Here is a 12,761-nt window from a genome sequence, read left to right on the forward strand (position 1 = left end):
GCCCGCCGCATCATCGCACGCAGCCTTGCCGGCTGTCGTCGACCAGACGACAGGCTCCCCTGCGCTAGTGCTAGGAGCTTGACTAGTGCAGAGAAACCGGCTGGTCAACGCCAGGAGCGAGACCGTTCACGAGAAGCCAGCGTTCCGGGCCGCGTTCAAGTCGCGGCGCTGCCTGATCCCGGTCGACGCCTTCTACGAGTGGTTCGAGACCGACAAGATCAGCGAGAAGACCAAGAAGCCCCTCAAACAGCCCTTCGCCTGCCGGCCCACCGCCGGCTCGTCACTCGCTCTGGCCGGCGGCCTGCGCCAGACGATCATTTCCATAAACTGTGAATATAAAGATGTTATGCTTCGAGCATGAGTCGTCAAGACACCGCTCCTGGCGCGTCCGCCGCCATCGGGGCAGCCCTCTACGGCCTGGCCACCAGGGCCACGAGACGCCTGCCCCGGGACATGAGCCTGACGTCCGCCGCCACCCTGGCCACCCTGGACCGGACCGGCCCGCGGCGCATCACCGATCTGGCCGCGGTCGAGGGCGTCACCCAGCCCGCGATGACCGCCCTGGTCCGGGTGATGGAGGAGTCCGGCCTGGTCGAGCGGTGGGGCGACGCGTCCGACAAGCGGGTCACGCTGGTGTGCCTGACCGAGGCTGGCGCCTCCTATGTCCGGACGCGGCGCCAGGCGGGCGTCGACGCGTTCGAGCGGTTGATCGGCGAGCTCACCGGCGACGAGGTCGAGGCGCTGGTGGCGGCTCTTCCGGCGCTGAAGCATCTGGCAGAGCTCGAAAGCCAGGACCGCGAAGGGCCGAAGCAGTGACCGGGCAGCCGGTCGCCGGGGTCCCGGTGAAGGCGTTCCCGGTGGTGCGTTCCGAGGCTCGGCTGTTGGTCCCCGCCCTGATGTTCATCGCTCTGGTCGTGGCGGCGGTCGCCAGCCTCGGGGCGCCGCTCATCACCAGCGTGGCGACCTCGTTCCACGTCTCGCTCGGCAGCGCGCAGTGGACGCTGACCGTTGCGTTGCTGAGCGGCGCCGTCGCCACGCCGGTCCTGGGCCGGCTCGGAGCAGGCCCGCACCGGCGGGCCACGATTCTCGGCACGCTGGCGGTAGTCGTCGCGGGCAGCGCGCTCACCGTGCTCCCACTGCCGTTCGCATGGCTGCTCGTCGGCAGGGCTGCCCAAGGTGTGGGACTCGGTCTGACGGCGCTGATGATGGGCGTGGCCCGCGACCATCTCCCCGAGGCGCGCAGCGCGGCCACCATCGCCCTGATCTCGGTGGTCTCGATCATCGGGGTCGGCGTCGGTTACCCCCTCGCCGGGCTGCTCGCCGAGCTCGGCGGGGTGCGCGCCGCCTACGGCTTCGGTCTGCTCGTCACCGCCGTCGCCTTCCTGACCGCGTGGCGTTCCATGCCCGAAGCCCCCGAAGGTCGCTCCGCCCATGTGGACGTGGCAGGCGCGGTCGTCCTGGCCGCTGCGCTGCTCCTGGTGCTTTTCCTCGCCGGCGAACGGAATCTGTGGAGCCGGCACCTCCCCGTGGTGGCGGGCCTCGCCGTCGTCGCGGTGGTGCTGCTCTGCGTCTGGGCCGTCATCGAGCTGCGCAGCACGACGCCCCTGGTCGATGTGCGGGCGGTGCGGCACCCGGCGGTCGCGGGGGCGAACCTCGCCATGTTCGTCGGCGGGATCGGCATGTACCTCCTGCTCACGCTCATCACCCGGTACGCGCAGACGCCGCACGGCGCCGGCTACGGCTTCGGGCTGACGACCTTCGTCGCCGGGCTTGTCCTCATCCCGTTCTCGGTGCTGGGGTTCGTCGCCGGCAAGCTCACGCCGCGGGTCCGGACGCGGATCGCCGACCCCCTGCTCCTGGCCGGCAGCGCCGTCGTGGTCGGCGGCGGGTTCGCCCTGTTCGCGGCGGCCCGGTCGGATCTGGCCGAACTGTTCGCGGCGATGGGCGTGCTCGGCTTCGGCGTCGGCGGCTTCTCGGCCGCGATGCCCGGCGTCATCCTGGCCGTCACCCCCAAAAGCGAGACGTCGAGCGCCATGAGCTTCAACTACGTCGTCCGCAGCGTCGGGTACTCCCTGGGCAGCGCCATCGGCGGCCTGATCCTCGCCGCGGGCACCCGCCCCGGCCACCTCTTCCCCGACGACAGCGCCTACACCACCGCGGCGCTGGTCGGCATCGGCGCCATGGCGATCACGACGCTGACAAGCCTCGCTCTCGCCCGCCGACGCTCGTCCGAGATCAACCCGTAAGTCAGATGCACTCATCCCAACACTGGAGGTTCCATGCCCAAGGGCTACTGGGTCAGCGTCTACCGCACCATTTCAGACCCTGAGAAGCTGGCTGCGTACAACAAGTTGGCCGGTCTGGCCGTCAAGGCCGGGGGCGGGCGGACTTTCGTCCGTGGCGGTCGGGTCGTCGCGCATGACGCCGGGATCGCCGAGCGCACCGTCCTGGTCGAGTTCGACAGCTTCGAGCAAGCCGTCGAAGCGCACGAGAGTGCGGCCTACCAGGAGGCGCTGGTCGCCCTGTCCGACGGCGTCGAGCGCGACTTCCGCATCGTCGAAGGCATCGACTGACCGAGGTTCAGTCGGACCTTCACTGAAGCAGCACGATTCTTGGGTATACCGGCCCACTCCCGAGTCCTATGGCGACCTCCGGCGACTGTTCACCACCGACATGATCTCCGGCGGCCTGCCACTGCACATCGCGGCGACGCTGCTCGGCCACTTGGACCCTCGACACGACCCGCGGCTACACCGCGGTGTTCCCAGAAGAGGTGATCGCCGCTCACCAGTTCTTCATCGAACGCCGCCGCTCCCTTCGCCCGTTCGGCGAGATGCGCGCGGCGTCGGGCGAAGAGTGGGACAAGTTCGAGCAGCATCCTGCTGCGCAAGGTCGCTCTGGGCGACTGTCACCGCCCCTACGGCACGCCGTGCGTGCACGCATGCAGCCGGTGCCGGTGCCGGTTCCTGCGCGTCGATCCCGCAAACTGCAGCGCATCGAAGAGATGACCTGCAACGCCGAAGCCCGCCTCACCGAGGCACAGGATCGCACCTGGCTCGGCGAGGTCGCCGCGCTGGAGGAATCCCTGAAGCATCTGCGCCAACGGCGTACTGAGGCTGAGAGAAGGCGCTCCTTCTCGCGCGAGCCGATGAGCGGTGGCCTCGCCGATGCCACTGCTGGCGCCGGTGATGAGGGCGACGGTTCCGGTCAATGAGGTACTCATGGGAATGGCTGCGCTTCCGGTTTGGTGGTCAGGGTCAGGCCTCGTCGTAGCCGAGGTTGCTGGACAGCTCCCGGTTGGCGTCGGCCAGGGTGAGGAGCAGCTTGGCCCGTTCCTCGAAGGTGGCGACGGCGTCGGCGCCGGCGGGAAACCGCAGCGGCTGCGTCTCACGGGCCGCGAGCTCGACCAGAGCGGCGGCGAGCTTGGCGGGATCTCCGCCTTGTTTACCGTTCATGCTCTTCCATGCCGCCACGGTCTCCTCGGTCCGTTCGGCATAGTCCGCGATCGTGGAGGTCGCGTACTGCGTCGATTCCGGCGTCAGGAGCTCGGTACGGAAGAAGCCCGGCTCGACGATCATCGTGCGGATCCCGAGCGAGACCACTTCGGCCGCGATCGATTCCATCAGCCCTTCGACCGCGAACTTCGACGCCGCATACCCACTGAGGAACTCCCCACCGACGATCCCCGCGGTCGAGGAGACGGTCAGCAACAGCCCGGACCGCTGGCTGCGCAGGACCGGTAGCGCAGCCCGTAAGACATTCACCGGCCCGAAGAAGGTGGTCTCGATCTGATCGCGGAACTTCTCGGAGGTGAGTTCTTCGAAGAAGCCGGCGTTGAAGTTGGCGGCGTTGTTGACCACGACATCAAGCCTCCCGAACCGCTCCACGCCGACCTGGACCGCGGCCTCGGCGCTGCTCGGATCCGTGACGTCGAGGGCGACGGTGAACAAGTCGTCGTGCTCGCCGAAGACGGCGGCGACCTTGCGTGCGTCACGGCCGGTGGCGATGACCGCATGGCCGGCCGCCAACGCGGCCTTGACGATGTCGACCCCCAGCCCACGCCCAGCGCCGGTGACGAACCAGACCTGCTTCTCTTCCATGATGTTGCGCCTTCTCCCTCGGATGACGTGATGTCTTGCCGCTCTCTTCGCGCGACATCACCACAGAACCACCGCGCAACCAGGAGTGGGAGCCACTGTCGATGGGGCTACTCGCAGGGACACGTTCAGCTGTTGGATCGCTCGTACGATGGCTGGCATGAGTGATCAGGCCGACCCCCGCGACGTCCGCCGCGGCGTCAAGGCGGAGATCCAGGAGTTCCTCACCACTCGGCGGTCACGAATCACACCCGAGCAGGCCGGACTCCAGATCTACGCCGCCGGCCGCCGCCGGGTGACCGGACTGAAACGCGACGAGGTCGCACTCCTTGCCGGGATCTCCAGCCAGTACTACACCAAGCTCGAGCGCGGAAACGCCGCCGGCGTTTCCGCTGGCGTGATCGACGCGCTCGCTAAGGCGCTCCAGTTGGACGGCGCCGAACGTGCGCACCTCGAAGACCTGATCAGAGCCGCGGGTACCACCACTGTCCCTCGCCGTCGTCCGGCGGCGCAGCCTGTCCGTCCGACGATCCAGCGAGTTCTGGACTCGATGGTGAACACTCCGGCCGTCGTGCTGAATGCCCGGCTCGACATCCTGACGGCGAATCTGCTCGGGTACGCGCTGTTCTCGCCGATGCTGGACGATCCAGTCAGGCCGACCAACAATGCACGTTTCGTCTTCCTCAACCCAAGAGCTGGCGAGTTCTTCCGCCAGTGGGACAAGGTCGCCGACGACACGATCGCCATCCTCCGCGCCGAAGCCGGCCGACACCCTTACGACCGCAAGGTCTCCGACCTCATCGGGGAGCTGTCCACCCGCAGTGGCCAGTTCCGTACCCGCTGGGCCGCTCACAACGTCCAAATCCACAACACCGGAACGAAGCTCGTCCACCACCCCGTCGTCGGGGACCTTGACCTGCCATTCGAGTCGTTCCCCCTCGCCGCAGATCTCAGCCAGAGCCTCGTTACCTACACCTCCGAACCAGGATCACCAACCCATGACGGGATCATCCTGCTCGCCAGTTACGCCACCAGCACCCAAACCCTCACACGCGAGCGATCCCTCGGGACCGAACAGATCTGACCGACGGTTGTCTTAGTCCAGAACTGCAGCGTGCACCACCCAAATCGACCGAACCCGAGAGGATCGCCCAGAACCTCGACGTCTTCGACTTCGAACTCACAGCCGACGAACTCGCCGCCATCGAGACCTGCAAGCGCGGCGGACCCGAACCCGAAAACATCACGCTGTCCGACTTCGGGATACCGATCCCCGAAACCTGATACACCCGCCCGCGGCCCCACCAGTAGAGAAGACGTATCCGCCCCGGCGGGGGCACATCTGTCTAGTCGAAGGAGCAGGAACTCATGAGTACTTGGACTGCTGAAGAGCTGCACTCCCTGGACCGGGTCAGTGAGATCCGCGTAGCCGGGCGCCGCCAGGACGGATCGCTGCGCACACTCACAATCGTGTGGCACGTGGTCATCGACGGGAATGTCTATGTGCGGTCGGTGCGCGGTGTCGAGGGAGGCTGGTACAAGGGCGTCATGCACCACCACGAGGGCGCGATCTCCTGGGACGGCAAGACCCGCGAAGTCACCTACACCCCCGACGCCACGGTGGACGATCAGATCGACACCGCCTACCTCAACAAGTACGGCAACGGATCGCCCACCCGCGCAATCATCAACGCCGCAGCCAAAGCAACGACACTCCGCATCGAACCCAGGTAGCAGACCCGTTGGCCTGTGGGGCAAGTGGCGTGGCTCTCATGATCCCTGGTCGCGGGTTCGAGTCCCGCCTGCCCTACTGACAAGCATCTGTGAGTCAGTTGGCACGCCGCAATCCGCGAGCCGTTGGAGACGGGCTCGGCGTGCGCGCTGTCTGTGATCGGATCGGCGGTGCTCCTGAGCGATGTGGCGCGACGAGCTCAAATCAGCCCGAGCTCACGCGCGCGGCGGACCGCCTCGCGGCGACTGTGGACCGCGAGCTTGCGATACACGCCCCGGGCATGTGCCTTCACGGTGTTGACCGATACGAAGAGTTCTGCAGCGATCTCGTCGTTGGTTTCGAGCGTCGCCAGATGGCTGAGGACAATATGCTCGCGATCTGTGAGGGGCTCGTCGAGTGGTGTGGGGACGACAGCGATGCGGTCGGCTGAGCCGATGTCCTCGAGAAGGGCGTCAGCAAATCGCCGGGCGTCCGGCTCCGCGCCGTCCCAGAGTTGTAGCCGATGCCTCAGCAGCGCCTCAGGGCGCCCGTTGCCGAGGGCGACAAATGGCCGGCGAATGTCGTCTGGTTCGGCAATGGACAGGGCCTGGTCGATAGCAGCGAGGGCTCGATGGTCTTCCCGCTGACTGTCGGCCAGGAGTGCGGTCACCAGCCAAGCCCGAGCCTTGATGACCGCATTCGGGCATTGATCGCGCAGTGGCGACAAGATGTCCTCCGCCACTGTCAGATTGCCGAGAGCCTGCTCGGCCCGCGCCAGGCACAATCTGACCTCGTCAAGACCCGCGGAGCCACCAGGTGCGTTGGCGATCGCGTCGTCGGCGGCAGCTGGTACGGCGAGCAGTGAACGAAGCCGATTCACGGCGGCTTCTTGACGTCCGCGGGCCAGATCGACCTCGGCTTGGACGAGTGCGACCCATCGTCCGATGAGCGGCGCGATCGCACGATCTTTGAGCTCAGAGCCCAAAGAGACCATCAGGTTCTCGGCCCGATCGACTTTCCCCGCCGCGAGCCAGAGCCGCGCTTCGGTCGCGCGCAGCGCCGGATAGGGGGTGCGGTCCGGGTCGTTGCGCTCGGCGGCCAGTCCGGCGTGGATGAAGATCTGGGCGGTCTCGCTGTGGTTTCGCTCCAACTCGATCCGAGCCAGGACCAGGTAGACCACGATGGCTTGGGCGTGCTCGGTCCAACCCCGCTGCTCGATGATCTCCAGGGCCTGGGCTGCCACGTCGTGCGCGGCCTGCACGTCGCCCCGCTCCCACTCGATCAGAGCCAAGTAGCCGAGGCTGTTCACCATCGTGAGGTCGGTTCTTGTCGCTGTGGCGAGGCCCATCGACTCGCGTAGCGCCTGCTCGGCCTGATCGGTGTGAGCAGACCAGACGAGCCCCACCCCGAGATTACTCAACGCCGGCGCCTCGTACGTCGGCGCGGCCGGCAATCGCGCCAACTCAGGGTCGGAAAGCCGGCGCAGCAGCAGCCTGGCGGCGACGATCAGGTCGGGCACGCTGCCCTGTACACGGCTCAGCACGAGATCCGTTACGCAGAGGAACAGTTCGAGCGACCTGCGAGACTCCTCGCCGCGTTCGTTCAACATGCCTCGTGCGTGCGCGACATGGTTGCTGAATCCTGCATAGTCGCGGGCGATGAAGCAGGCGATGGCCGCGCTCGCCCTCAACTCTGCGCTCGAGTACAGCTCTACGGCGGGTATCTCCGCCAGGAGTGCGGCGAACGCCTGCCGCTCGGCCGACAGGGCACGCATCGCGGCGCCATTGACCATCAGTTCTCCGACGAGCTGCCAGTCCTGCGCCCGAACCGCGTGGCGGACCGCCTCGATCGCCTCTCCATGGCCGGCGAACCACCGCGCCGCGCGCCGGTGCAGTTCGGGCGCCAGGTCCGGCTCGTCCAACAGCAGCCGGTGACGGAGCAGGTCGATCAGCAGCGGGTGGTACCGGAACCAGCCTTGGTCTGTACCGAGGGCCACGACGAAGGCGTTGGACTGCACCAAGCTCTCCAACTCCCCCTGACTCCCACTGCGATCCGTCAGCAGATCGGCCAGGTCGGCGCAGATGCGGTCCGCGGTGCTCGTCCGCAGCAGGAAGCGGCGGCGCTCCGCCGGCAAGGCCGCGAGGACTTCGTCGAACAGATACTCGGCGACACCCGCGTCGGTCCCGGTGAACTCCTCGATGCGCTCGATCTGTGTCGTCGTGGCCGCGAACATTGCCGCCAGCCTGAGCCCGGCGGCCCACCCATCGGTTCGATCCAGGATTCGGCTGCTCAATGCGGCCGGCAGGTCGACCCCCGAACGCACCAACAGCTCGCCGGATTCCGCCTCGGTGAAGGCCAGGTCCTTCGCGCGTACCTCCGCAAGCGCGCCGTCGACGCGGAGCCGGTGGAGGTGCAGACTCGGGTCGGATCGGGTCACGATCACCAGGTGGAGCGGCAAGGGGTGGCGAAGCATCTCGGTGATCCCGTTCAGGACTTCCGGATTGTGGATCTCGCCGAAGTCGTCGAGGACGAGTGTGAGCGGACGCCGCAGCTGTGACAACTCGAGAATGATCCTTCGTACGACGTCTTGGCCAACTGGCGGTCTGATCATCAGCGATCCGAGCCCTCCGCCCGGGGCCTCACCGCTGCCGTGAACCGCGGCGACCAAGTAGGACCAGAAGAGGACAGGATCGTTGTCGAAGGAGTCCAACGACAACCAGGCCACGGGCAGCGCCGCGGATCGCGTTGCGGCCCAGCCGGCGACAAGGATCGTCTTGCCCCAGCCGGCTCCCGCACTCACCAGGGTCAGCCGCCCGGAGGTCCCCGCCTCCAGCCGGTCGACGAGCCGCGAACGGACCACCAGCCCCGACGGCAGCTGGGGTGCAGCCAGCTTGCTGGTCAGCAAGCTCACCGCGGGCAGCGGCTTGGCTTCGCCGCCAGTTGGCCACCCCAACCTGCGCGATTCTCGTACTGCGCCCTCGGCGCCCACACGAGTGGACGCCCCCCACGCCAGGTCTCCAACCTCTGAAGTGTCCACTCCAGCCCCCACCTCTCGGCCGTCCCCCCGCGGCCCCCATCTCATTTCAGACTAGGCGAATATCACCGGCAGGAACCCTCGGCGGCCCGGACTAATCCGCGGAGGGTTCATGCGACTACCCATTGCGGATAATGCGCGTCGCGCGGTGCTCCGGAACGCTGGATGTGAACAGTCCTCCGACAGCCAAGGTGGCAGCAATGACCAGTTGGGTCTACGAGGTCCAGGTCGTCGGCCGGCTCAGTCAAAGCGTCCTCGCCGAACTCGACGCCGAGGTCGGGGAGGTCTTTACGACGACTGAGCCGGCCACCACGCTGATCCGGGCAAGCACTCCTGACCAGTCCGCATTGGTGGGGCTTCTGGACCTGCTCCACGCTCTCGGCCTCAATGTCTTCGCGCTGCGCCGGGTGATGGACATCGACGAACGCAGCGATGCGGAGATCCTGCCATTCTCGTCCGGACCTCGGCCGGGGCGGTCGACATGACCTTCGAGGCCCGAATCGCCGGCCGGATCGGACCAGTCACGGCCTCGGCACTCCCCCACGACGCGCTGACCGTTCCATGCCCTGCAACAACATTGCTGATGATCGTGAGCCCAGAAGCTGGGTGTGTCGCCGACCTCGCTCGCCGGCTGGAATCACACCACGTCGAGGTCATCGCCATCCGCTGCCACAAGATCGAGCCCTGACATGGGCTTCGCCGACGGCCGCGTACGGCGGTCGGCAGCCGCTCCATAGCCAACGGCCGGCACCACGAAGACGCAAAGCCCACGGCACCCTTCGCCATCGATTCCAAGGCCTGCCGCTCGATTGTCCACCAGACGGTGCTTGACGAGAAGCAGCCGGATCGCGCGTTCGAAGGGTCAGCCGCCCGCTTCGGCCATCTTTTGTTCGGCGTCGGCCAAGGCGCCCTTGAGGGCCTTGACGTGGTGACCGTCCGCCTCGCCGACCACGTGTTTGATCGCTCGCGTCACCGCGGGCTCGACCACCCCTGCAGCCTTGTGAGGGTATGCCAGGATCAGACCGGCGCCGCCGATGGGAATGGTCTCCCCGGCCTGCTCTTCGATCTGTTTGCTCGACTTCTTGTGCAAGAGCTTGCCGCCGACTGCGCCCACGGCTGCTCCGATCGCGGTCGCCGCCAGCAGCGGTGGTGCGAAGAGACCGACTGCGAATCCCACGGCCGCCAGTCCGGCGGCGCCCTCCTCGACCATGTGGTCGGACTGCTCGACCGAGACGTTCCCCTCGAGGTCCTTGCTCACCACGACGGCGCCCCACAGGCGCTCGCCGCAGTTCAGTGCCGCCTCGTAATCCTCCTGTGCCGCATCAACGGACAGGTACCCGCCGATGAGCACATCGGTGGTCTCTTCATCAAACCCCATGGCAGTTCTCCTTGCGGTGCCGTGCGTCACCCTGACAGGCCGTGCGCGGCCTGTCCGTGCTGTTCAGAAGCGTGGATGGTCATCTCGTCATCGACGGACAGATGCGGTTTGATGTCGAACACAACCTTCTTGATCGTCCCGGTGAATGCGAACGGCTTCTCGCTCTCGTAACTGAGGTCGACAACACCGCCGTTGTCCCTGCCGATGTCCATGCCCGAATAGCCGGAGAACCGGATGGGCACGGTGTGGTCCATCCGTCCCTTGCCGACCGGTCGACCGTCGACGTACAAGGTCACGTCGCCGCCGGTCGCCGGCTGTGCACCGTCGGCCTCGAACTCCATCCGGACCGTGACCTCGCCGGTGGGCATTTCCTCGTCAGCGACCTGTTTGAAAACGGACACGCCCATCATCGAGTAGGTGTGCGTGAGCTTGCCGTCCTTCACATAGAGAGTGAAGCCGCCGAGGTGGTCCGCCTCAGCGACGATCACACCTTCGGCCCCACCCTGAGGCACGACCAGGTCAGCCTGGATCGCGTAGGAATGGTTGTAGACCCGCGGGATCATCCCGGACATCACGTTCTGCACGTCGCCCCGGAACTCGAACGTTGTCTGCTCCGGCAGCGGCGGCAGCATCCCGAAGAACGTGGACAGCGTTGCGAGCAGCGGCAGGACCTTGTACTGCTCGGCCTCCTGCCAGAACAGGTCCTTGAGTTCGCGCACCTTGTCCGGGTGCTCCGCGGCCAGATCCTTCGCCTGGGTGAAGTCGTCCGGTAGATAGTACAGCTCTGCAGGCCCGGCATCCGGGTCCCACACGTCGGGCGCGTAGGGCCTGAGCGCGTCGGGGGTGATCACCCACGGGATGCGCTCGGTCTTCACCGCCAGCCACCAGCCGTCCTTGTACATCGCCCGGTTGCCGATGGTTTCGAAGTACTGCTGGGATCGGTGCTCCGGCGCAGCCTCGTCGGTCAGTGACGCGGCGAACGAGGTCCCGTGCATCGGCGTCTGCTCAATCCCGTCAACGGTCCGTGGCAACGGGATCCCTGTCACGTCGAGGACCAGCGGTGCGATGTCGATCACGTGAGCGAACTGCGAGCGCATGCCGCCGCTGTCAGTGATGTGGTCCGGCCAGTGCACGACCAACGGGTTGCGCGTCCCGCCCAGGTGTGAGCCGACCTGCTTGCCCCACTTGAACGGCGTGTTTCCCGCCCATGCCCAGGCCGCCGCGTAATGCGGCGCCATCAGCGACGTGCTCCAGGCGTCGACTCCGCCGTACCGCTCGGACAGCTGCAGTTGCATCTCGTCAGTGAGCGGGATGCCGTTCTGCATCGTCAGCTCGTTGAACGAGCCGGTGACAGTCCCTTCCATGCTGGCGCCGTTGTCACCCCAGATCCAGACGATCATCGTGTTGTCGAGCTCGCCCAGTTCGTCGATCGCGTCGACCAGCCGCCCGACGTTGTGGTCGGCGTTCTCCGAGTAGCCGGCGTACACCTCCATCTGGCGGGCGTAGAACGGCTTCAACTTGTCCGGCACGTCGTCCCACGCCGGGAACGCCGGGTCCCGGGGTGTCAGTTCGGCGTCGGGCGGAATGACCCCGAGTTCCTTCTGTCGTGCAAAGGTCTGCTCGCGCAGCTGGTCCCAGCCTTGGTCGAACTGGCCTTTGTATTTGTCGGCCCATTCCTTCGCGACATGGTGTGGAGCGTGACTGCAGCCCGTGGAGAAGTAGACGAAGAAGGGCTTGCGAGCGTCCTGACCGCGGACGCCGTGAAGCCACTCGATGGTCTTGTCAGCCATTGCGTCCGGGAAGTAGTACGGATGCTCCTCGTCGTAGTACTCCGGCGGCGTACCGATGATCTTCTGGTTCTCGGCCAAGCACGGGTCGTATTGGCTGGCGCCACCACCGAGGAACCCGTAGAAGTAGTCGAATCCCCAGCCGTTCGGCCACCGGTCGAGTGGTCCGGCCGGGCCTTGTTGCCCGTCGGGCGTCAGGTGCCACTTGCCGAACGCAGCCGTGCTGTACCCGTTGTCCCGCAGGATCCTGGGCAACGGCGCGCAGTCACGAGGCAACGTGGCTGAGTAACCGGGAAAGCCGCCGGCGAACTCACCGACCGAGCCGAACCCGACCGCGTGGTTGTTCCGCCCGGTCAGCAGGGCCGCCCGAGTAGGTGAACACAGCGCCGTGACGTGCATCCGGTTGTAGCGCAAACCGCCGTCCGCCATGCGCGTGAAGTTCGGCGTCCGGATCGGGCCGCCGAACGTGCTCGGATTGCCGAACCCGGCATCGTCGATCAGGACGAGCAGAACATTCGGGGCGTCGTCGGGTGCGGTCGGATGCCCGATCAGGTTCCAGTCCGGCTGGGAGCCGGCCAGTGTCCGGTTGGCCACTCCCGCGAACGTCGGTCGCCTCATCGGAAGGCTGGTGCGATCTGCTTCACCCAATGTCCTCGCCGCCCTCGCTCGTGTGGCTGCCGGAGCCACGTTCGACCGTGACCCGCGCCTGCTGCTTCTTCTCACCATGGTGTCGGCCGCTTCGGCCGGCATTATC

Annotated in this window: 12 protein-coding genes; 8 read left to right on the plus strand and 4 right to left on the minus strand. The window is 66.6% G+C overall.

Features of this window, described 5'->3' with window-relative positions:
* The first annotated feature begins 85 nt into the window (after positions 1-85).
* From AB0I34_RS40200 to AB0I34_RS40220, 5 genes are all read left to right on the plus strand, one after another.
* Positions 86-361, plus strand: coding sequence for an SOS response-associated peptidase family protein (locus tag AB0I34_RS40200; RefSeq protein WP_360456569.1), 276 nt, complete (start codon positions 86-88; stop codon positions 359-361).
* Entirely contained in the window at positions 358-816 is a 459-nt protein-coding gene (locus AB0I34_RS40205; RefSeq protein ID WP_360456572.1) for a MarR family winged helix-turn-helix transcriptional regulator, read from the plus strand. The genes AB0I34_RS40200 and AB0I34_RS40205 overlap by 4 nt, the downstream gene beginning before the upstream one ends.
* Entirely contained in the window at positions 813-2,246 is a 1,434-nt protein-coding gene (locus AB0I34_RS40210; RefSeq protein WP_360456575.1) for an MFS transporter, read from the plus strand. Before AB0I34_RS40205 ends, AB0I34_RS40210 begins: the two co-directional genes overlap by 4 nt.
* A 33-nt stretch (positions 2,247-2,279) precedes the next feature.
* Complete coding sequence (locus AB0I34_RS40215) at positions 2,280-2,573, plus strand: DUF1330 domain-containing protein (RefSeq protein ID WP_360456578.1); 294 nt, start codon at positions 2,280-2,282, stop codon at positions 2,571-2,573.
* Between the two features lie 185 nt (positions 2,574-2,758).
* Positions 2,759-3,214: a hypothetical protein gene (locus AB0I34_RS40220; RefSeq protein ID WP_360456581.1), complete on the plus strand. Its 456-nt coding sequence runs from the start codon at positions 2,759-2,761 to the stop codon at positions 3,212-3,214.
* 43 nt (positions 3,215-3,257) lie between these two features.
* Here the strand turns inward: AB0I34_RS40220 and AB0I34_RS40225 are convergent, their stop codons facing one another.
* Complete coding sequence (locus AB0I34_RS40225; protein WP_360456584.1) at positions 3,258-4,100, minus strand: SDR family oxidoreductase; 843 nt, start codon at positions 4,098-4,100, stop codon at positions 3,258-3,260.
* A gap of 157 nt (positions 4,101-4,257) precedes the next feature.
* Between AB0I34_RS40225 and AB0I34_RS40230 the strand changes: the two genes are divergently transcribed.
* Together AB0I34_RS40230 and AB0I34_RS40235 are read left to right on the plus strand one after the other, a co-directional pair.
* Positions 4,258-5,181: a helix-turn-helix transcriptional regulator gene (locus AB0I34_RS40230; protein ID WP_360456587.1), complete on the plus strand. Its 924-nt coding sequence runs from the start codon at positions 4,258-4,260 to the stop codon at positions 5,179-5,181.
* Between the two features lie 284 nt (positions 5,182-5,465).
* Complete coding sequence (locus tag AB0I34_RS40235; protein ID WP_360456590.1) at positions 5,466-5,831, plus strand: DUF2255 family protein; 366 nt, start codon at positions 5,466-5,468, stop codon at positions 5,829-5,831.
* Between the two features lie 197 nt (positions 5,832-6,028).
* Here the strand turns inward: AB0I34_RS40235 and AB0I34_RS40240 are convergent, their stop codons facing one another.
* Positions 6,029-8,761, minus strand: coding sequence for a LuxR C-terminal-related transcriptional regulator (locus AB0I34_RS40240; RefSeq protein WP_360456593.1), 2,733 nt, complete (start codon positions 8,759-8,761; stop codon positions 6,029-6,031).
* Positions 8,762-9,042: 281 nt separating this feature from the next.
* Here AB0I34_RS40240 and AB0I34_RS40245 point away from each other — a divergent pair, with 281 nt between their 5' ends.
* Positions 9,043-9,327: a hypothetical protein gene (locus AB0I34_RS40245; protein ID WP_360456596.1), complete on the plus strand. Its 285-nt coding sequence runs from the start codon at positions 9,043-9,045 to the stop codon at positions 9,325-9,327.
* Positions 9,328-9,704: 377 nt separating this feature from the next.
* On the opposite strand, the gene AB0I34_RS40250 is transcribed toward AB0I34_RS40245, so the two are convergent.
* Both AB0I34_RS40250 and AB0I34_RS40255 read right to left on the minus strand, forming a co-directional pair.
* On the minus strand, positions 9,705-10,250 hold the full coding sequence (locus tag AB0I34_RS40250) for a DUF1269 domain-containing protein (RefSeq protein WP_360456599.1): 546 nt from the start codon (positions 10,248-10,250) through the stop codon (positions 9,705-9,707).
* A complete protein-coding gene (locus tag AB0I34_RS40255) occupies positions 10,247-12,625 on the minus strand; it encodes an arylsulfatase (RefSeq protein WP_360456602.1) in 2,379 nt (792 codons plus the stop codon). The genes AB0I34_RS40250 and AB0I34_RS40255 overlap by 4 nt, the downstream gene beginning before the upstream one ends.
* Between the last annotated feature and the right edge of the window lie 136 nt (positions 12,626-12,761).

Source organism: Kribbella sp. NPDC050281 (assembly GCF_040655855.1).
GTDB lineage: Bacteria > Actinomycetota > Actinomycetes > Propionibacteriales > Kribbellaceae > Kribbella.

Bases quoted from the DNA above. Each gene is read 5' to 3' on its own strand.
- AB0I34_RS40205 (WP_360456572.1), top strand. From the start codon at position 358: ATGAGTCGTCAAGACACCGCTCCTGGCGCGTCCGCCGCCATCGGGGCA.
- AB0I34_RS40215 (WP_360456578.1), top strand. From the start codon at position 2,280: ATGCCCAAGGGCTACTGGGTCAGCGTCTACCGCACCATTTCAGACCCT.
- AB0I34_RS40225 (WP_360456584.1), bottom strand. From the start codon at position 4,100: ATGGAAGAGAAGCAGGTCTGGTTCGTCACCGGCGCTGGGCGTGGGCTG.
- AB0I34_RS40230 (WP_360456587.1), top strand. From the start codon at position 4,258: ATGAGTGATCAGGCCGACCCCCGCGACGTCCGCCGCGGCGTCAAGGCG.
- AB0I34_RS40235 (WP_360456590.1), top strand. From the start codon at position 5,466: ATGAGTACTTGGACTGCTGAAGAGCTGCACTCCCTGGACCGGGTCAGT.
- AB0I34_RS40245 (WP_360456596.1), top strand. From the start codon at position 9,043: ATGACCAGTTGGGTCTACGAGGTCCAGGTCGTCGGCCGGCTCAGTCAA.
- AB0I34_RS40255 (WP_360456602.1), bottom strand. From the start codon at position 12,625: ATGAGGCGACCGACGTTCGCGGGAGTGGCCAACCGGACACTGGCCGGC.